Origin of the sequence: Parabacteroides sp. PH5-46 (assembly GCF_029892785.1) — a bacterium.
GTDB lineage: Bacteria > Bacteroidota > Bacteroidia > Bacteroidales > Tannerellaceae > DFXE01.
Genome location: NZ_JARXXA010000021.1, coordinates 1 through 19,983, shown reverse-complemented (window position 1 = coordinate 19,983; position 19,983 = coordinate 1). Strand labels below are relative to the sequence as shown.

Here is a 19,983-nt window from a genome sequence, read left to right as displayed (position 1 = left end):
AAACATGAGAAACCTTAAAGCCTTTATTATTATACCACTTTTGTCTCTTCTTTTATGCGGATGCAATTCCATAAAGGAAGAGAAGAAATATGTTGTAGGTCTGTCCCAGTGTATGCTGGACGATGCCTGGCGGCAATCGATGATCCGCGAGACTCAGCTAGAAGCATCAAACTACGACAACCTGGAGCTCGTTATCCGGAATGCGGATAGTGATAACGAGCAACAAATCGCACAAATTCAGGAACTGATCGATATGGGAGTAGATGCACTGATCATCTCTCCCAATCAGTCGGATTCTCTTACGCCCATTGCCGAGAAAGCCTATAAGGCCGGGATCCCCACCATTATTACCGACCGGAAAGTAAATACGGAACTCTACACTACATTTATTGGCGCAAATAATTACGAGATAGGAGTAACAGCCGGCGAATACGCTTTACAATATTTGCCGGAAAAGGCGGTTGTCTTGGAGATCTGGGGTTTGGAGAGTTCGTCTCCGGCACAAGAAAGGCATCAGGGATTTGCCAAGGCGCTGGAAGGGCGAACAGATATATCTTTCATTAAACTGGAAGGCGAATGGCGCTATGACACCACCCGCGTACGGGTTGCCCGCATGGATATGCCCGAGCGGATTGACTTTGTTTATGCACACAACGATATGATGGCTATTGCCGCCCGGGAGCTTTTCAACGAGCAGGATCCGCTGCGTTCGGAGACACTCCCTATCATAGGTGTGGATGCGGTTCCCGGTGCCGGCTTGGAAGCTGTCTCTGATGGGCGTATCAATGCCTCTTTTATGTATCCTACCGGCGGGGAACAGGTCATACAGGCGGCGATGGATATATTGAACGGTAAGCCGATAGACAAATACATTCCGCTTGAGAGCGCGCAAGTAGACAGGCCTACTGCCCGGACATTGCTAATCCAGTACAAAACCATCCTGAACTACCAGGGACGCATAGAGAACCAACGAGGCAATATCGATCAGTTATTAAACAGGTTCCGATTCCTGGAAAATTCCTTGTTGCTTATCTCTTCCTTTACCTTTGTCTTTATATGCCTGATCATCTATATATTCTATATCAACCGGAAGGTGCGGAAGCGGAATAAGGAGCTGAGGGAAATGAATATAAAGGAGCGCGAACAACAACAAAGGCTGATTGCCCTGAACACGGAAATAAAGGAGGTAACGGCTCAGCGGCTTCAGTTCTTCACCAATGTCTCGCACGAGTTGCGAACCCCTCTTACCCTGATATTAGGGCCCTTGAATAAGTTGATTTCACTGATGGGAAGCTCGCCCTATTTGCCGGACTTGCAGTTGATGCAGAAGAATGCGAATCGCCTATTACGGGAGATAAACCTGATACTGGACTTCCGAAAACTGGAAAATTCCAAAGAGAAAGTAAACATACATCAGGCAGACTTGGTGGCCTTTACAGGAGAAGTAAAAACCTCTTTCGACAGTATGGCTAGCGCGCGGCAGATACACTATACCTTCCATGCAGATATGAAAACGGCTGCCGTATGGTTTGATCCCGATTTGATGGAAAAGCTACTCGCCAACCTGTTATCCAATGCTTTTAAGTTTACACCGGAAAAGGGGGCAATAGAAGTCGCCATGTCAGAGAACGAAACACAAGTCTTCATCTTGGTAAAAGATAGCGGGCGAGGCATACAAGCCGAGAAAGTCCCCTACCTGTTCGACCGCTTCTATACGGAAGATAGCCCCTCAGGCACAGGAATAGGCCTGCATCTGGTGCAGCAATACGTCCGGATGCATCATGGCGATATAACGGTAGACAGCAAACCGGGAGCAGGAACCACCTTTACGATCACTCTCCTGAAAGGAAAAGCGCACTTTGACGACGATATCTCCGAAGTACAGGAGTCATCCCTCTCGTATGAGGCCTCGCAGTTAGACGATACCGAGGAAAAAGCCCTATTGACAAAGCAATATCCTTATACCATACTAGCTGTGGAAGACGATGCAGAAGTACTGGCCTATCTGTCGCAAGAATTGAAAGAAAACTTCTCTGTCCTTACTGCCACGAACGGGAAGGAAGCCCTTACGCTTCTGGAAACAGAAGATATTTCTCTGGTATTAAGTGATGTAATGATGCCTGAAATGAACGGTTTCGACCTGTGCCGTACCATGAAAAGAGAGGTGTCGCTAAATCACATTCCGGTCGTTCTGCTTACTGCCTTATCGGAAGAGCGGCAAAAGAACTTTGCCATTTCGGGCGGAGCCGACGATTATATTCAAAAGCCCTTCGACACTCGCTTCGTGAAACTAAAGATTATCCGTCTGCTTGAGGAACGAAAACGCCTGCGCGAACAACTATTATCCAAACTGCAAAACAGTAACCTATTACAGACCGACCCGGGGAAAGTAGAGAACATGGACGACCTTTTCCTGCGCAAACTCCTGGAGCGGATAGAAGAAGTATACACCGATCCCGAATTTAACATCGAGAAGCTGAGCGACTCCCTTTCCATGTCGCGTGGGCACCTTCATCGTAAGGTAAAAGACCTGACGGGCACTACCCCGGTTGACTTCCTGCGTAACTACCGCTTGCGCAAGGCGGCGGTCTTATTAAAGCAGCAGCAACTCTCGATTAGCGAGATAGCCTACCATACCGGATTTTCCTCTCCGGCCTACTTCTCCAAATGCTTCAAAACGCTATACGACAAAACTCCCAAGGAATATCAGGAACATCCATAGTTTTTGCGGAAATGATCAATACTATTACAAAAAAATATGGCTATAAACTGTTGGTTGATAGCCATCAACCAGTTGGCCGACAGCTGTCGGTCAGCTAACCGATAATTATCGACCAATTGGCCGACAGCCGTCAGCCAACAATTTCCTACAATACAAAGTCACAAATGCACCCAAGTTATCCTCCAAATCATGCGTCTTCGACGCAAATACATTACCATTAAAAAACATGTACACATGTCGTATTTTTGTGACAAATGTTATAGTCTGTCGTTTTTCTTTTGGGGATGTTACAAATGTCATAGCTTGTGCTTGTTTTGTTATCTCCTGTCTTTCTTCTGTCCTCTATTTTTGTGAGCAGAATTTAATTGCTAAACTCTTAATAATTTATTGCTCATGAAAACATCACTTCTTTGCAAATTGTGCGTGTGGATTGTATGCTTGTTCATTACACAATCTGTATTTGCACAACAAGTATCCATTAAAGGGACAGTACTGTCAGGCACGGATAACTTTCCGGTTATTGGTGCATCGGTCATACAGAAAGGAACCACCAACGGGACTATTACAGACATAGATGGGAACTTTTCCATTGACGTGCCCCAGGGAACAACGATAAGCATTAGCTATATAGGCTTCATTACGCAGGAATTTCCGGCAAATGCTTCAAAGACCTTAGAGGTTATTCTGATTGAAGACGTACAGGCGCTTAGCGATGTCATCGTAACAGGTTATTCTTCGCAGAAGAAGGCAGACTTGACAGGTGCCGTGTCTGTAGTAAAGATGGAAGAAATCAAAACCATCAATACCAGCAACGCCATGCAGTCGCTGCAAGGACGCGTTCCCGGCGTACATATTACGAATACGGGGAATCCTACCGGAGATGTAGATGTAAAGGTACGCGGTGTCTCTACCTTGGGAAATAGCCGTCCGTTGTATATTATCGATGGCGTTCCTAGCACTCGTTCGATGAATGAGATAGCCACCTCCGACATTGAGTCTATCCAGGTATTGAAAGATGCTTCTGCCGCCAGTATCTACGGATCACGCGCAGCAAACGGTGTGATCATCGTAACCACGAAAAAGGGGAAAACCGGAGGAACCAATGTAGAATTCCGCGCCTCATTAACAGCCTCTCAATGGCAACGCTCTGTAGACTTGCTGAATGCCGAACAGCGCGGACAAGCCCAATGGCTGGCAGCTATGACAGACAAGACTGATCCTAATTACGGAAACTACGAGTTTGACTGGCAAACCAACGCCAACGGACATGCTGTATTAGACAAAGTAATATTGCCGCAATACCTCTATGTAGGTGGCGTAGCTACAATGGAAGCTACGGATACAGACTGGGTAAAGGAAATCAGCCGGACGGGTTTCATTCAGAACTATAATGTAACGGTAACAAACGGGAATGAAAAAGGCCGCGCCTTATTTTCTGTAGACTATTACGGCAATCAGGGGACAATCAAAAGCTCTTACTTCAACCGCATTGTAGCCCGCATAAACAGCGACTACAAGCTATTTAATGACCGCTTGACGATAGGCGAAAACTTCTCTCTTTCCAAAACAAGGGAGTCGGCTCTTGATGCAGCAAACCTGCAAGATCGCGCGCGCTTGATACAGCCCTTGGTTCCTGTCTATGACATGGAAGGAGGCTGGGGAGGTCCGGCCAGTAATATGAGTGACCGCCAGAATCCCGTACGTATGATTGAAGACAATAAAGATAACTATAAAGATGTAGTCCGCTTGTTTGGCGACGTAAGTCTGGACCTGGAAATTATAAAAGGGCTGAACTTCCGTTCTAAGCTGGGAATTGACTATACCGCATACTGGCAGCGCCATATGCAGAAAAGCTACCAGTCCGGATTCTTGTCCGACGAAACAGCCAGGCTGGATACTCACTCCAACTATGGCGGCAACTGGATACTCAGTAATACCTTGAATTATAAGTTCGATCTGGGCAAGCATAATTTCGATATACTGGTTGGCCAGGAAATGCTGAAATACAGGTTTGAAAATATGTCTGCCGGACGGGATGGTTATGTGTTGGAAACGCCGGACTATATGTACCTGGATGCCGGAGAAGTAAACTTCCGCAATAATGGTAGCGCCACATCCTATGCCCTGTCTTCTTTCTTCGGGAAGATCAACTATGTGTTTGATAATAAATACCTGGCATCTTTTACCCTTCGTCGCGACGGCTCTTCCCGTTTTGGAGAGAACCACCGCTGGGGAACCTTCCCTGCCTTTTCACTTGGCTGGCGTATCAGTGAAGAAGGCTTCTTTGAAGGAGTAAAAAATGTATTTTCCGATTTGAAACTACGTTATGGCTGGGGGATGACCGGTAACCAGGAAATCGACAACTATGCCGCATACGGACTCTATCAGGCACGCTATTATACCGACCCGACTTGGGAGCGCGACCAAGGGACAGCCTATGATATTTACGGTAATAACCAGGGAATCTTACCTTCCGGCTTCATTCGTACCCAGCGTCCGAACGCTAATCTGAAGTGGGAAGCAACCACCCAGCACAATGCGGGTATCGACTTTGGATTGTTAGACCAGAAGTTTGTCGGTTCCGTTGACTATTTCTTAAAGAAAACAGATGATATCCTGGTGAAGCCTCCTTACATCGCAACGATTGGCTTTGGCGGTGACAGCTATGTGAATGGTGCCAGCATGGAAAACTGGGGATTGGAATTTGCACTTACCTACAATCAGAAGATCGGCGAAGTAGACCTCTCTGTTACCGGAAATATCGCCAGCTACAGGAATAAGATTACCAAATTGCCGGAAGACGTAATCAACTCTTATCCGGGCAATGGAAACGACCAGACGATCCTGGGCCGTCCGTGGAAATCTCTTTTCGGCTATGTAACCGACGGACTTTTCCAGACACAGGAAGAAGTAGACGCACATGCCGACCAACCGGGTAAAGGGCTGGGACGTATACGCTATAAAGATCTGAATGATGACAAGAAGATAACGGACGAAGACCGTACCTGGCTGGGCGTTGAAGATCCGGATTTCTTGTATGGTTTAAATGTAGCCGCCTCTTGGAGGAACTTTGACTTCTCAATGTTCTGGAACGGGCAGGTAGGATCTTACACCTACAACTGGCTGAAAGAATTTACCGACTTCTACGGCTTCTTCGGTGGACAAAACTATGGCACACGCCTGCTTGACGGATGGCGTCCGGACAATACAAACACCAGCATACCGGCTGTTTCCGGCAGTGATGTGAACAACGAAATACGTACGTCCGACTATTTTGTAGAGAATACCTCTTTTCTCAAGTTGGCTAACTTCGAGATTGGTTACCGCTTGCCTGAAAATTGGCTGAGGGGCGTACGCATACAAAATGCACGCATTTACCTCTCCGGCCAGAACCTGCTGACCATTAAGAAGGGCTGGGGCAAAGATGCCTTTACAGGAGTAGACCCGGAAACACCTCGTTTCGCCTATCCCGTTCCCCGCTCCTTTACGTTCGGGCTTAATGTATCCTTCTAATCTTCTAATTAATAATTGACAATAAACAATTAATCATTATATACAGACATGAAAACATTCAAATATATAACAATAGCTGCCGCCTTCTTACTTCCCATGGTAGCCTGTGATTCCTTCTTAGACGAATCACCCAAAGGAGTTGCTTCTTCCGATGATTTGAACACTCCCGACGAGATAGAGAAAATGGTTATTGCCGCCTATTCTTCTTTAGGTAATGACAATTATCAACGGGGTATGAACGCCCCCTGGCCTTATGGCGACCTGAGGAGCGGCGACTCCCACAAAGGCGGCGACGGCCCGGGTGATATGGGCGACTTCAACGTTTTTGAAACCTTTGTCTACATGCGTGACGACTTGGGTTACCTGGATCAGAAATGGTATGGCCAGTACATCAACATCGCACGTGCGAACGATGCCTTGGTACGTATTGTGGAAGCAAATGAAGCAGACTATCCCAAAAAGAAAATACGGGAAGCCGAGATGCGTTTCCTGCGTGCGCATTATTACTTTGAGCTGAAGATATTGTTTAAGCACGTGCCCTATGTAGACGAAACCATCCCGACAGAGGAATATATCAACGTCTCGAACGTAGCTTATAGCAGTCAGGAATTATGGGACAAGATTGTTGCCGAATTTCGCTTTGCAGCAGAGAACCTGCCGGACTTTAACGAAGACAGAGGACGTGCGAACGGAGGAATGGCGAAAGCCTATCTGGCCAAAGCCCTGCTTTACTCAGCGTATGAGCAAGACGAGAAACACAATGTTGTTAACATCAACAAAACAAAACTAGAGGAGGTAGTAACACTTTGCAAGGATCTGGGCGGGAAGTATTCGCTGGCTGAGGATTTCGCCAATAACTTCCTTTGCGAAACGGAGAATGGCGTAGAGTCTATCTTTGCTATCCAACACTCACATAGTGATGGTACTTTGAGAGGACGTCTGGACTGGGGAGCGATGCTGAACCATCCGATGAACCCGGAATACGGTTGCTGCGGCTTCCATCAGCCTACACAAAATATGGTAAATGCGTTCCGGACAGACAATAACGGCTTGCCCTTACTCGATACTTTTAACGATAAAAATATCTCTACTCCCGACGATTTGTTGCAGAATAATGTCGATCCGCGCTTGAATCATACTGTTGCTATCCCCGGACTGCCTTACAAGTATAATCCGGAGTTTCTCTTCCAGGAAGACTGGAACCGCAGCCCGCAGACGTACGGTGCGTTTATGTCTATGAAGGAAACGGTATTGCCCGATTGTCCTTGTTTTGCGAAAGCAGACCCTTTTATGTCGAGCTCTAAGAACCGGGATGTGATCCGTTACGACGATGTATTGCTCTGGCAGGCAGAAGCTCTGATCGAGTTGGGGCGGCAGGCAGAAGCCCTTCCGTTAATCAATGCCATTCGTCAACGGGCGGCTAATAGTACGGCAAAGCTGGTGGACGTACAGGGAGATCCTGTTGGTAAATATGTGGTTGCCCTCTACAAACCGGGTGAAAACTGTCCGGCCTGGACACAGGACTTCGCACGCAAGGCCTTACGCTTTGAAAGACGTTTGGAATTTTCACAGGAAGGGCATCGCTTCTTCGACCTGGTGCGCTGGGGAGTAGCCGCCGAAACGGTTAATAAATATCTGGAAACGGAAAAGACCCGCAGAGGCGCTTACCTACAGGAAGCGAAATTCACAAAAAACAGGGACGAATATTTCCCAATTCCAAAAGCACAGATTAATTTCAGCAAAAAATTGTATCAGCAAAATTACGGCTGGTAAGCAGACTTAAATTTATAGTACCATGAACACAAAGAATAAAAAGAAAATTACAATCGCATGTATGGCAGCTCTGTTTCTGCTTGGTGCAACAGCACAGGCACAGGAGAAGGGCTTGGAAGTTCATTACCTGGGGGACCAACGCTCGCAGGTGCGGATCGAAACTCCCCGGAAGTATTTATTGCTTCCGGTAGAAGAAGGTGCAGACAACTCGTGGGTTAATATTTTGGTGGACAATGAGATGGTAAAAGGGCTCGATGTCCGTCTGGCGGTAAACAAGGTTGATTATTTCGTGCCGGTTGACTTATCAGCCTGGAAAGGAGAGACAATTTTGTTTAACTGCCCGGGAGTACCTGAGTCTGCCGTTTGCTGGAAGGAAATGAAGCTATCGGATACGTTTGATACGTCGAACAGGGAGAAGCATCGCCCGACCTATCATTTCTCTCCTCAATGGGGATGGATGAATGATCCCAACGGAATGGTATATAAAGACGGCGAATATCATTTGTTCTACCAACACAATCCATACGGCTCTATGTGGGGAAATATGCACTGGGGACATGCCGTGAGTAAAGACCTGACAAACTGGGAGCACCTGCCGGTTGCTATCGACAGGGATGACCTGGGAGCCATCTTCAGTGGCAGCGCTGTAGTGGACGAAAACAACACAGCAGGTTTTGGACGTGGCGCTATTGTAGCCTTTTACACCTCCGAAGGATTCGGTCAGACGCAATGTGTCGCTTATAGCAATGATAACGGGCGTAGCTTTACGAAGTATGATAAAAACCCTGTGTTAACGGCTAATGCAAGAGACTTCCGCGACCCGAAAGTGTTCTGGTATAAAGAAACAAACAAATGGGTTATGATTCTGGCAGTAGGTCAGGAAATGCAGCTATTCTCATCTCCTAACCTGAAAGACTGGACGTATGAAAGCAGCTTTGGCGAAGGAATGGGCGCGCATGAAGGTGTATGGGAATGTCCGGACTTGTTTGAACTGCCGGTCAAGGGCACGAATCAAAAGAAATGGGTGCTGATCTGCAACATCAACCCCGTCGGGCCTTTCGGAGGTTCTGCCACGCAGTATTTCACAGGAACTTTTGATGGGAAAACCTTTGTAAACGAATCGCCCAGCATTACGAAATGGATGGACTGGGGAAAGGATCATTACGCAACAGTAACCTGGAGCAACGCGCCTGCCAACCGCACGATCGCGATTGCCTGGATGAGCAACTGGCAATACGCCAACGATGTTCCTACAAAGCAATACCGTTCGGCCAATTCCGTTCCGCGCGACCTTGAGTTGTATGTAAAAAACGGGGAGACCTATCTGAGCAGTACCCCATCACCCGAACTGCTGAAAGCCCGTGGAAAGGCAGAGAAGAAAAGCTCGTTTACAGTAAATGGCGAGAAGGAAATAAACTCTTTATTGCCCGCTAATCAAGGGAGCTATGAAGTTGAAATCACCTTCCGCAATAACAATGCCCGTATCATTGGTTTTGACCTGCTCAATTCCAAAGGAGAGACAGTAAAGATGTTCTATAGCACTCTTGATAATACCTTTACAATGGATAGACGCAACAGCGGGGAGGTAAACTTCAGCTCGTCTTTCCCTTGTGCTACAACGGCTCCGGCTCCGGAGAGTAAAACCTATACGATCCGTTTGTTTGTAGACAAATCAAGCGTAGAAGCCTTCGACGGAAAAGGAGAATTTGTCATGACAAATATCGTATTCCCGGAAGAACCTTACAATAGCCTCCGCTTCCACAGCACAGGCGGCTCATATACTGTAAGCTCGTTAACGGTATATCCATTAATCGTTAATCATTAACCATTAACCATTAGATATGAATCCAACAGTAGTAGGAATAGGAGAATTGCTTTGGGACGTATTTCCCAATGAGAAGAAGGCCGGAGGAGCCCCTATCAATTTTGTGTATCATGCCAGCCAACTGGGCTCGGAAGGCTACGCTATCAGCGCTGTAGGCAATGATGTGTTCGGGACGGAGATTCTTCAGGTATTGGAGAAAAACCATATCCGCCATTGCATCGAAACCGTAGAACATCCTACCGGGAATGTCCTGGTAGAACTGGATAATAAAGGAAAACCCACCTATACCATCGTAGAAGGAGTAGCCTGGGACTACATCCCCCTTACACAGGGAGCGATTGACTTGGTGAAAAGGGCCGATGCGGTTTGCTTCGGCACCTTGGCTCAGCGGGCAACCGTTTCACGCGAAACGATCACTGCTTTGCTCAATTATGCTCCGGCAGCAAGTTTGCGCTTCTTCGACATCAATATCCGCCAGCATTTCTATACCAAAGAATTGATAGAAGCTTGTCTGCAAAAAGCAAACGTATTTAAGATCAATGATGAGGAACTGGAACTGATTTGCCAAATGTTCGACCTGAAAGGAAGTACGGATGAGATATGTCGCCTGTTTATCGAAAAATATGCCTTGCGGTACATGATCCTTACGGCAGGAAGCGACTTCAGTACGATATACACTGCAAGCGAGCAGTCCACCATTCAAACACCGAAAGTAACGGTAGCGGATACCGTAGGTGCCGGAGATGCTTTTTCCGGAGCCTTTGTACATTCGATACTAAACGGCAAACCGCTGCGCGAAGCTCATCAAACAGCTGTTGATATAGCAGCTTATGTATGTACCAAACAAGGAGCATGGCCTCCTTACCCCAACAAATAATACCATGAAAGATAAAAATATGTATTGGAAGATAATCCCGGTCATGCTGTCATTCTTCGTGATGGGATTTGTAGACCTGGTGGGTATTGCCACTAATTATGTAAAAGCTGACTTCGACTTGTCGGATACGCTGGCTAATCTGTTTCCGTCGATGGTTTTCTTCTGGTTCCTGATCTGCTCGGTACCTACCGGCATGCTGATGAACCGGATCGGACGCCGCAAGACAGTGCTGATCAGCCTGGCGGTAACCATTGTATCGCTGATACTGCCGACGATTCATTACTCCTTTGTCTCGATGTTGCTCTCCTTCTCACTATTGGGTATTGGTAACGCGCTGATGCAGGTATCTATTAATCCTTTGCTGTCTAATATCGTGAGCAATGAGCGTCTGGCCAGTTCGCTTACGCTTGGGCAGTTTGTAAAAGCGATCGCCTCTTTCCTGGCGCCTATTATTGCTGCCTGGGCGGCGGCTCAGTTCAACGACTGGAAGTATCTGTATCCTATCTTTATGGTAGTAGCAGTTGCGGCGATTATATGGCTGGGGCTGACACAGATCAAAGAACAGGACGAAGAAGGGAAAACGTCTACTTTTGCTGAATGTTTCGCCTTATTGGGTGACAAAATTGTACTACTCTCGTTCCTGGGTATTATGTGCCATGTAGGAATAGATGTGGGTGTAAATGTAACGGCTCCGAAGATATTGATAGAGCGCTTGGGGATGCCGCTGTCGGATGCCGGTTATGCCACCAGCCTTTACTTCCTTTTCCGTACGATAGGCTGTCTGGCCGGAACCTTTATCCTGGCTAAATATTCGCAGAAGATGTTTTTTATCGTCAGCGTAGCTTTGCTGGTGATCGGCTTTGGCGGGCTATTTGTCTTCCATTCCCTGCTGCCGATTTATGTCTGCATAGCCTGTATTGGCGTGGGCAATTCCAATCTGTTCCCGATTATCCTTTCACAAGCCATGCTTCGTCTGCCGGAACATAAGAATGAAGTCTCGGGACTGATGATTATGGGGCTATTCGGCGGTACTATCTTCCCCTTGCTGATGGGTATAACGACCGATGCTATGGGAACCCAAACGGGAGCCCTTATTATACTAAGCCTTGCCGTCCTTTACCTTGCCTTTTTGGCTCCGAAGTTGAAGAAGCAATAATGGGACGTGTCTGAAAAAAAATAGCTCACGAGTGATTTTTTATGGCTCGTGAGCTATTTTTTTTAGGACGTGTCCTATTTTATCGTTTATCTTGAGCGACCTGAACTGCTGCTTGAGCTGTTCCGTTTTGAGCTTGAACTGGAGCTGTTGGAAGAAGACCTGCCCGAACTGCTACTTGAACTGGAAGAGCTAACACTGCTGTTCGTCCTGGAAGAGGAGCTGCTGCTATTATTCGTTCTGGAGGAGCTATTGGTGGTACTTGAGTTCGTCCGGCTACCGCTACTTGTGCTGCTGGATGAGCTTCTTCCTGATGTGCTGCTTGAATTTGATGTACGCCCTGAGTTCTTACTGCTTGAACTGTTTGAGTTACTTACGCCGCTCGGCCTGTTACCGTTTTCCCGGCTTCCGGAAGGGCTAGATTCAACATTGTCTACAGGCCTGTTTGGCTTGTTATTATTATTGTTGTTGTAATTGTTCTGTGGAGGCCTGCTGTTTTGCGGAGGTCTGTTGCCCTGGGGCGGTCTTACATTGTTATAGCTCGGCGGACGATTGTGATAATGCGGCGGGCGAGGGTATTCGCGTATAATTACTACCGGACGTCCGTAAGCCGGATAATAACTTGGAGGATAAGGAGCCGGCACGTATGTTACTTCCGATTCGAGGTATTCGTAGCCTACCAGGTAATCGTCCCAGAATTCCAAGGCGTAGATGTCGCCGTAAGAAGTACGGTACTCCAACACTTCCTGGTAACCATCTACCGTATTGTTAACGCCTAACACACGATGCGGAGAACCTGCTACATATTCTACCTGCGCTTTCGTCATCCCGGTGTACAGACTGTTTAAGTCTAGCGACCGATAGGTGACACAAGCTGTCAGCAGCAAGGTTGTGATGCATATATAAACTAACTTTTTCATGACTTTTGTTCCTTTCTTTGTAGGTTATAATCCTTAGACATGTAACATATCATAAGGATTAATTGTTTATTTGTTTTTATTCTTCGGGCAAAGATATCAAAAAAGAGCAAGGAGTAGCTTTTCTATGTTCTTTGTTATTGCCTGTGCTTCTCCTGAATAGTTATTGACGAAGAGAGCCACGGCATATTGTTTATCGTCTTTGGTAATATATCCGGCGTATGCTCTTACCCGGCTCATGCCGCCGCTCTTCAGTAACGCCCGCCCTTGCAGCGATGTACCTTTCAGAAAATTAGCCACAGAGCCCTCTTGTCCGGCTTTGGGCAGGGAAGCGACGAAAGCGTCCGACAGTTTTGAGGTTTTGTGCATATAAGCCAGCAAATCACAGATGAAAGAAGCCGTTACCTTATCAACCGCTGACAGTCCGCAGCCATCATACATCCAAAGAGAAGAGATGTCAAAACCTTTCTGTTTCCAGTGCTCGTGTACTACTTGTATGCCCTTATTCATAGAAGAAAGGACTTCTCCCTGTTTAGGCGTGTATTTTAATCCCAGCGTTTTTATAATGGCATCCGTGTACAGGTTGTGGCTCCTTTCATTCACAATCCGTACGATTTCACGAAGGGTGGGAGAGTAAGTGCTTGCCAGTTCTTTTCGTGCTTTCGTTGGCCATTTCTTATTTTCCGCCAGCAGGCGATAACAGCTGGGCGTTCCCTCAATCTGGATTCCGGCTGACGTTAAAGCAGTATGTACGTATTCTGCCAGGAAAAGGGGAGGATCGGGAATGTCTCCGCGCAACAAGAAACGCTCTCTCCCGGCAGGAACTACACCATATAAGTAACGGTCGTTGGAATAGGGGAAACCAATAACGAAAGAGCTGTCTGTCCTGACGGAAGCCGACCTCATATAATTATGAAAGCGGATATTAGGGGTAGGAGGGATTGTTTCTATTACCTCGGGTTTGCTACCGGCTGTGCCTGTCTTCAAATAGAGGCGGTATAGATTGTCAAATACGGAGAGGCCGTAACTTCCGGCTCCGTAGTAGCTGCCGATATCCTCCTGCATCCATTTCAGAGAAATCCCCTCAGTATCAAAAATGCTTTCATCGGCAATGACAGTACCTGTTATTTTACGAATACCGGCTTTGCTAATGGCTTCGATCCATTGGGGCATGAAGGTGTTCTGATCGGGTGTGTAGCGGCTACGATCTGCTGCAAAGTGGGAAGAACCTAGCGTGGGATCGCCTCCTCCCTTGATGTATAGATTGCCTTCGAGTACGCCATTGGAAATCTTTCCGTCGTATTCCAGCTTGGTGACGAAGCGATAGTCTTCTCCCAGCAGCTCAAGGGCGGCAGAGGCAGTCACCAGTTTTAAAACGGAGGCCGGGGTCAACTGGCGGTTTTCATCATAGCTATAAAGTATCTCTCCGCTATTTACGTCTTTGGCTAGTAAGGCAAATGAAGCCCCTTTCATCGTTTTTAGATTCAGAAATCGCTTAACAGGCTGAGACTGGGCTGGTATAAACTGCACCAAGCAGATGAACAGGGCAAGCATCGATAATTTATTCCGCATCACTCACTTTCTACTTAAATTATTCTATCTTTGTTTTATACAAAGATAAAGTATTAATATGAATTCTCTGTTTGAAAAACCATTTACGTTTGATCGGGTTGCCCGGATTGTCTTTGGCGTGGTGGGAGTTGTACTCTTGCTATATATTCTGACAATCCTGCGGAATGCGTTACTCCCTTTCCTGATAGCATTGTTATTGGCGTATATGACACAGCCGCTTGTGAAGTTTTTTCAATATAAGCTGAAATTTAAAAATCGCATGCTATCTATCGTTGCGGTGATTCTGACCCTTTTATTGGCGCTTACGTTATTGCTTATAACGGTAATCCCCTCTGTCACCCAGGAGGTAGACCGAACATTAGAGCTACTGCGCACGCAACGTCCGGACAAAGAGTACATCCCTTTTATCCCGGAATCGTGGATTCTGTTCCTGCAGGAAAATATCAGCATAGAACAAATAACGGAGCTGCTCAGTAAAGAAAATTTCCAGAATGCAATCCGGCAGATAGCCCCTAAGATGTGGAATCTTTTGTCTAGCACGTTTTCTGTATTATTCAGTATAACGGTTGTTTTTATCATCTTCCTCTACTTTATTTTTATCTTGCTGGATTATGAAAAGATAGCGAATGGTTGGATAACGCTCATACCCCAGAAATACCGGCCCTTTGTATCGGGAGTAGCCGAAGACGTAGAACAAAGTATGAATCGCTATTTTCGTGGACAAGCTTTGGTGGCATTGTGCGTAGGTATCTTGTTTGCGATTGGCTTCAAGATTGTAAGTTTCCCTTTAGGCATCACATTAGGTCTGTTTATGGGAGCTCTGAACTTAGTTCCCTACCTGCAAACACTCGGACTGCTCCCGATGGTATTGCTGGCTCTGCTGAAATCTGCAGAAACCGGGCAAAACTTCTGGATTATCCTGGCACTTGGCGTAGCTGTATTATTAGTGGTACAAGTCATTCAAGACATGTTTCTGGTCCCCCGTATTATGGGAAGAGCCATGGGACTTAATCCTGCTATCATCCTACTCTCGTTATCTGTCTGGGGAACTCTATTGGGTTTCATAGGATTAATCGTAGCCCTGCCATTAACGACCCTCTGTTTGTCGTACTATAAACGCTTCATTCTAATGGAAGAAGAACAACAGGCAATCATTACCGAAAAACCGCCTGTGGACACACAAAAAGAAGCCGAGAAATAAACACAGAAAACTATAAACAAACTCGTTTTTTCAAAAAAAGATTTAACAAGTATTGCATATTTAAAATTATGTCTTACCTTTGCACCCGCGTTCCAAGAGAAACGCACAGGCAGATTTGCTAGCTCAGCAGGTAGAGCACATCCCTTTTAAGGATGGGGTCCTGGGTTCGAACCCCAGGCAAATCACCAGGCGGATCACAAGAGAAGCCAAAGAAAAAAGCAAATCAACGTAAATCCCTGATTCCCACACGGAATTAGGGATTTTCTTTTTTGCACGGGTTGCAGAAAAAAGCGAGAAAAAGCAAACGAATAGTGTCCAAATCGTGGGACTTTTTGCAAATCTCAAAAGTCCCACGATTTGGGTTTTATTTCACTGAATTACAACATTTTGCGTAGCGTGTTTTTGAAGGGTATAAAATAACTTTGTATCATTAAAAACGACGAGAAATGAGAAGAAAAACGTTCAGTGTTTTGTTCTTCATCAAGAAGAGCAAACTATTAAAAAACGGAGAAGCACCCATCCGTTTAAGAATCACAGTAGAAGGCAGGACGTGTGATGTGCAAATTAAGCGCAGTGTACCTGTAGCACAATGGAATCAAGCCAAAGAATGCGTCAAAGGTAGCGGTCGCATGGTAGAAGAATTGAATAATTACATATCCTCTATCAGGGTAAGACTTTACCAAATACACCGTGAGTTGGAAGAAAGCGGAAAGAAAATTACCGCAGACCGAATTAAGGACATCTATAATGGCAATGACGAGTCGAAGAAAACACTACTCCAACTCTTCGAGGAGCATAATAACCAATGCCGTCAACTGATAGGGAAAGACTTTGTAGCCAAGACCGTACAACGCTATGAAACTACAGCCAAGTATGTGAGGGAGTTTTTGGAGAAGAAATATAAAATATCTGACATCTACCTTAGCGAAGTCACCCCTTCCTTTATCCAAGACTTTGAAGTATTCCTCAAAGTAGAGAAAGGTTGCGCCCAGAACGCAGCTACCACTAGGTTGAAGAATATAAAGAAGATGTATCGTATAGCTTTGGAGAATGATTGGGTTAGGAAAAGTCCATTTGCCTCCATTAAGTTCAAACGAGAGGCAACACATCCCGAGTTCCTTACAATGGAGGAAATACAAGCAATCGCAGCCAAAGAAATTACGATAAAGAGAGTGGAACAGGTAAGGGATGTCTTTCTATTCTGCTGTTTCAGCGGGCTATCATTCAGCGATGTACAGCAGCTTTCAAGAGAGCATCTCATAAAAGACCAAGAGGGGAAAACGTGGATACGCAAGACACGGCAGAAGACAAATAATATGTGTAATATTCCATTGCTTCCAATAGCTTTACAGCTAATAGAAAAGTATAATACTTATTCTGAATGTATTGAGAGCGGATTGTTATTCCCAGTTCCCAGCAATCAAAAGTATAATAGCTATCTCAAAGAAGTGGCAGATATATGTGGTATCACGAAGCCAATCTCGTCGCATGTTGCGAGGCATTCCTATGCAACCTCAGTATGCTTGGCTAATGGGGTGAGCATGGAAAATGTCGCAAAAATGCTCGGACATTCTGATACTAAAATGACACAACACTATGCACGAGTACTGGATAGTTCTATCATGAAGGACATGGAAGGAGTAGAAAAGCTATTATCTACCAACAAAGCATTAACATTCAAAATTACAGGATAATGGAAACCGGGATTATAACGATAGATACCGCAGGAGTACAGATTACTCCTGTGGATGGCGAAGTGTGGATGACCCAACATCAGATAGCAAACCTTTTTGAATGCTTTGTGTCCAAAGTAAATAGTAATATCCGCTCAATACTCAAAAGTGGCGTATTGTGGGAATCGGACGTTTGCCGAACTAACCATTATAATAATGGTAATTTCGTGGAGCAATATAATATGGAAATGATTACTGCTCTTTCGTTCCGTATTAAGTCAAGGAATGCGGAAGTGTTTCGGAAATATATAATTGAGAAATCTGTTAGAGCCGAGAAAACAGCAAGGATTATACTTCCATTACATATAAAGGATATCAATAATTTAAACTAAATTTGTAGAACCATATTGTGTCGAACGAGACACAATGAAAAATAGCAATATAATGGCAAAGAATAATTTAGATGTACAGGGCACTCAGGTTAAGATGTTGTATATCAATAATGCAGATTACATATCTATTACCGACATAGCAAAAATACGCAATCCGATAGAACCAAAGGATGTAGTAAAGAACTGGATGCGTAGCAAAAATACGCTGATGTTCTTAGGCTTATGGGAGAAATTAAACAACCCGACCTTTAAAGGGGTCGAATTCGACCCCCTTATGTACGAAGCCGGCACAAATGCTTTTACAATGAGTCCAACACGCTGGGTTGAATTGACGAATGCGATTGGAATTGTAACCAAAAACGGAGCTAAAGGTGGTACTTATGCACACAGGGATATCGCTTTTGAGTTCGCGTCATGGGTTAATACAGAATTTAAGTTATATCTAATTACTGAGTTTCAGCGCCTCAAAGAGCATGAACAGCAACAACTTGGTTGGTCTGTTAAACGGGAACTATCAAAAATCAACTACCATATCCATACCGATGCAGTAAAGCACAATCTTATACCGGAGGAACTTACCGCTCAGCAAATATCAATTGTGTATGCCAGCGAAGCGGATGTGCTTAATATGGCGCTTTTCGGTATTACAGCTAAGCAGTGGCGTGATGCAAATCCGGACAGAAAAGGTAATATCCGTGACTATGCCACTATCAATGAACTTATTTGTTTATCAAACATGGAGAACATAAATGCCGTTTTGATAAACGAGCAAGTTCCACAATCTGACCGCTTACTAAAGCTCAACCAGATAGCCATCCAACAAATGCGGGTATTACATGAGGTGGACAATCGCAAATTATTGAAATAATTATAATTCATATAACCGGCGGCAGACTTTTCATATTTGAAGTCTGCCGTTTTTCATTGTCCTTTTTTCATCTGAACACAAAGAAAAAAGAAGGGAATAAAACGCCAACCTCTCAAGCCCTTCGGGTTTTCTTTGGAAATCTCCACCTTTCAGGTCGTATTTCCTTGAAAAAGGTTGTCTGATTTATTCTCCTTCTATTACAGAGATGTTTATCAGTCGAAAAAGGGAAAAATATTCGGTCGGGTGTAGTATTACTACCTGAACTTGTCCCGATAACCATCTTCCAGCAACTTCTCAACATCTGAGGAACGATAGAGTATCTTCCCTCCTAACTTGATGTATGGGATGCGTCCCTCGTTGCGGTAGTCCTGTAAACTCCTCCGGCTGATTTTTAACTTCTTCGACAACTCCTCGTCTGTGTAAAAACTCTCTCCATTCAGCGTTGACTTTCGTGAGGAAAACACACGTTCCAAAGCAGATGAGAGCTTATCCAATGAAAGAAAAAAAGCCTTTACACTTTCATTATTCTCTGTAATTAATTGATTGCTCATGTTTTTTTATTTTAATGATTGGTACTCTGTTTATTCCTTCTTTCATAGCTGTTTCCCCTTGTATTTAGCTTGTTTCTGCTTCTCTACTATCAACGGGAGGATACTTTGCACGTCTTCGGGCTTATAGAAGATTTTATGGCTGATTTGCGTGTAAGCCAGTGTCCCATTATCCCGAAGTGTTTGGAGTGTTCGCTTTGAGATGTTTAATAGTTGGCACACATCCTGATTATCAAGCCATTCGCCGATATTTTTTTCTCCATATAGCCGGCAAAGAGCTTCTGTTCGATTAGCAAAATTCTCAAACTCCGAGAGCATTTTCTCGAAAGTGTTTGCGTCAATATTCACTATTTCCATAACGATATATTTTTAATTTATACTCATTTTACTCTAAAAGTAAGCCTGTTGCTTTACCCTACAATGGATTTCAATTCCTGTGGCAGCATGTGGCACCGATTTGGTAGTGTGTGGCATCAAAGTCATACGGAAATCCACTCTCCCATCACGAAGAAAAAGAGAAAATTTCATTCCCCAATGGCTCAAAATATGAGTGGATACTTCTGGCTGGGAGTGGCTTCAAAGTTTCCCGAATTCTCTTTCTTCCAATACGAAGTAAGGCAGAAAAGTCTGATGTTTAATGGGAACGAAATCCTGTTGCAGCTTTTTGCGTTGTTAGTGTCGCTTGTTGCTTCAAAGTCTATGGTTCACATTCTGAAACAAGAGTGCTTTGTCGGAATACCGTAATTAAATAGGAAAATCGGTGCAGCCAGAACCGCCTGTCTAATAAACAAAGCAGAAAGTTATTGCAAATCATTCCATCCAGACCCACTTCCTTCAGTCTGTTGGTTAATAACCGTTTATTTGCTCTCGACAATTGGTTTTCTATATCACGGGAAACCATACTATTAATATTCTAAACACAGTATGCTATGAGCAGTAAACAAACAGA

General features: G+C 45.0%; 15 protein-coding genes and 1 tRNA gene. 12 read left to right on the top strand and 4 right to left on the bottom strand.

The genetic code is table 11. The features are described from left to right. Positions 1-4 precede the first annotated feature (4 nt). From M2470_RS16610 to M2470_RS16585, 6 genes are all read left to right on the top strand, one after another. Positions 5-2,722: a substrate-binding domain-containing protein gene (locus M2470_RS16610; protein WP_280746152.1), complete on the top strand. Its 2,718-nt coding sequence runs from the start codon at positions 5-7 to the stop codon at positions 2,720-2,722. A gap of 393 nt (positions 2,723-3,115) precedes the next feature. Further along, positions 3,116-6,235, top strand: a complete 3,120-nt coding sequence (locus tag M2470_RS16605) for a TonB-dependent receptor (RefSeq protein WP_280746153.1) — start codon at positions 3,116-3,118, stop codon at positions 6,233-6,235. Between the two features lie 48 nt (positions 6,236-6,283). Then, positions 6,284-8,008 (top strand): RagB/SusD family nutrient uptake outer membrane protein, encoded by a 1,725-nt coding sequence (locus M2470_RS16600; RefSeq protein WP_280746154.1) that lies wholly within the window; start codon positions 6,284-6,286, stop codon positions 8,006-8,008. 61 nt (positions 8,009-8,069) lie between these two features. Further along, positions 8,070-9,833 (top strand): GH32 C-terminal domain-containing protein, encoded by a 1,764-nt coding sequence (locus M2470_RS16595; protein WP_280746166.1) that lies wholly within the window; start codon positions 8,070-8,072, stop codon positions 9,831-9,833. A 16-nt stretch (positions 9,834-9,849) separates the two neighbouring features. Then, positions 9,850-10,710 (top strand): carbohydrate kinase, encoded by an 861-nt coding sequence (locus M2470_RS16590; protein WP_280746155.1) that lies wholly within the window; start codon positions 9,850-9,852, stop codon positions 10,708-10,710. A gap of 4 nt (positions 10,711-10,714) precedes the next feature. Continuing rightward, positions 10,715-11,866 (top strand): MFS transporter, encoded by a 1,152-nt coding sequence (locus M2470_RS16585; RefSeq protein ID WP_280746156.1) that lies wholly within the window; start codon positions 10,715-10,717, stop codon positions 11,864-11,866. An 86-nt stretch (positions 11,867-11,952) separates the two neighbouring features. Here the strand turns inward: M2470_RS16585 and bamE are convergent, their stop codons facing one another. After that, positions 11,953-12,783, bottom strand: coding sequence for an outer membrane protein assembly factor BamE (gene bamE / locus M2470_RS16580; RefSeq protein ID WP_280746157.1), 831 nt, complete (start codon positions 12,781-12,783; stop codon positions 11,953-11,955). 96 nt (positions 12,784-12,879) lie between these two features. Beyond that, positions 12,880-14,352, bottom strand: coding sequence for a D-alanyl-D-alanine carboxypeptidase/D-alanyl-D-alanine-endopeptidase (dacB, locus tag M2470_RS16575; protein ID WP_280746158.1), 1,473 nt, complete (start codon positions 14,350-14,352; stop codon positions 12,880-12,882). A 58-nt stretch (positions 14,353-14,410) separates the two neighbouring features. On the opposite strand from dacB, the gene M2470_RS16570 reads away from it, so the two are divergent. The 5 genes from M2470_RS16570 (at position 14,411) to M2470_RS16550 (ending at position 18,486) form a co-directional block, all read left to right on the top strand. Continuing rightward, positions 14,411-15,553, top strand: a complete 1,143-nt coding sequence (locus M2470_RS16570; RefSeq protein WP_280746159.1) for an AI-2E family transporter — start codon at positions 14,411-14,413, stop codon at positions 15,551-15,553. Between the two features lie 112 nt (positions 15,554-15,665). Next, positions 15,666-15,741, top strand: a tRNA-Lys gene (locus M2470_RS16565). A 258-nt stretch (positions 15,742-15,999) separates the two neighbouring features. After that, complete coding sequence (locus M2470_RS16560; RefSeq protein ID WP_280746160.1) at positions 16,000-17,247, top strand: site-specific integrase; 1,248 nt, start codon at positions 16,000-16,002, stop codon at positions 17,245-17,247. Beyond that, positions 17,247-17,618, top strand: coding sequence for a protein-tyrosine kinase (locus M2470_RS16555; protein WP_280746161.1), 372 nt, complete (start codon positions 17,247-17,249; stop codon positions 17,616-17,618). The genes M2470_RS16560 and M2470_RS16555 overlap by 1 nt, the downstream gene beginning before the upstream one ends. A gap of 52 nt (positions 17,619-17,670) precedes the next feature. Then, the gene (locus M2470_RS16550) at positions 17,671-18,486 is read left to right on the top strand and encodes a KilA-N domain-containing protein (protein WP_280746162.1); all 816 of its coding nucleotides are present in this window, start codon (positions 17,671-17,673) and stop codon (positions 18,484-18,486) included. Positions 18,487-18,740: 254 nt separating this feature from the next. Here the strand turns inward: M2470_RS16550 and M2470_RS16545 are convergent, their stop codons facing one another. Together M2470_RS16545 and M2470_RS16540 are read right to left on the bottom strand one after the other, a co-directional pair. Then, positions 18,741-19,037, bottom strand: coding sequence for a helix-turn-helix domain-containing protein (locus tag M2470_RS16545; RefSeq protein WP_280746163.1), 297 nt, complete (start codon positions 19,035-19,037; stop codon positions 18,741-18,743). A gap of 42 nt (positions 19,038-19,079) precedes the next feature. After that, complete coding sequence (locus M2470_RS16540) at positions 19,080-19,391, bottom strand: helix-turn-helix domain-containing protein (RefSeq protein WP_280746164.1); 312 nt, start codon at positions 19,389-19,391, stop codon at positions 19,080-19,082. 177 nt (positions 19,392-19,568) lie between these two features. Here M2470_RS16540 and M2470_RS16535 point away from each other — a divergent pair, with 177 nt between their 5' ends. Continuing rightward, positions 19,569-19,778: a hypothetical protein gene (locus tag M2470_RS16535; protein ID WP_280746165.1), complete on the top strand. Its 210-nt coding sequence runs from the start codon at positions 19,569-19,571 to the stop codon at positions 19,776-19,778. The last annotated feature ends 205 nt before the right edge of the window (positions 19,779-19,983 follow it).

Coding starts and splice junctions, on each gene's coding strand:
- M2470_RS16610 (WP_280746152.1), top strand. CDS start 5: ATGAGAAACCTTAAAGCCTTTATTATTATACCACTTTTGTCTCTTCTT.
- M2470_RS16605 (WP_280746153.1), top strand. CDS start 3,116: ATGAAAACATCACTTCTTTGCAAATTGTGCGTGTGGATTGTATGCTTG.
- M2470_RS16600 (WP_280746154.1), top strand. CDS start 6,284: ATGAAAACATTCAAATATATAACAATAGCTGCCGCCTTCTTACTTCCC.
- M2470_RS16595 (WP_280746166.1), top strand. CDS start 8,070: ATGGCAGCTCTGTTTCTGCTTGGTGCAACAGCACAGGCACAGGAGAAG.
- M2470_RS16590 (WP_280746155.1), top strand. CDS start 9,850: ATGAATCCAACAGTAGTAGGAATAGGAGAATTGCTTTGGGACGTATTT.
- M2470_RS16585 (WP_280746156.1), top strand. CDS start 10,715: ATGAAAGATAAAAATATGTATTGGAAGATAATCCCGGTCATGCTGTCA.
- bamE (WP_280746157.1), bottom strand. CDS start 12,783: ATGAAAAAGTTAGTTTATATATGCATCACAACCTTGCTGCTGACAGCT.
- dacB (WP_280746158.1), bottom strand. CDS start 14,352: ATGCGGAATAAATTATCGATGCTTGCCCTGTTCATCTGCTTGGTGCAG.
- M2470_RS16570 (WP_280746159.1), top strand. CDS start 14,411: ATGAATTCTCTGTTTGAAAAACCATTTACGTTTGATCGGGTTGCCCGG.
- M2470_RS16560 (WP_280746160.1), top strand. CDS start 16,000: ATGAGAAGAAAAACGTTCAGTGTTTTGTTCTTCATCAAGAAGAGCAAA.
- M2470_RS16555 (WP_280746161.1), top strand. CDS start 17,247: ATGGAAACCGGGATTATAACGATAGATACCGCAGGAGTACAGATTACT.
- M2470_RS16550 (WP_280746162.1), top strand. CDS start 17,671: ATGGCAAAGAATAATTTAGATGTACAGGGCACTCAGGTTAAGATGTTG.
- M2470_RS16545 (WP_280746163.1), bottom strand. CDS start 19,037: ATGAGCAATCAATTAATTACAGAGAATAATGAAAGTGTAAAGGCTTTT.
- M2470_RS16540 (WP_280746164.1), bottom strand. CDS start 19,391: ATGGAAATAGTGAATATTGACGCAAACACTTTCGAGAAAATGCTCTCG.
- M2470_RS16535 (WP_280746165.1), top strand. CDS start 19,569: ATGGCTCAAAATATGAGTGGATACTTCTGGCTGGGAGTGGCTTCAAAG.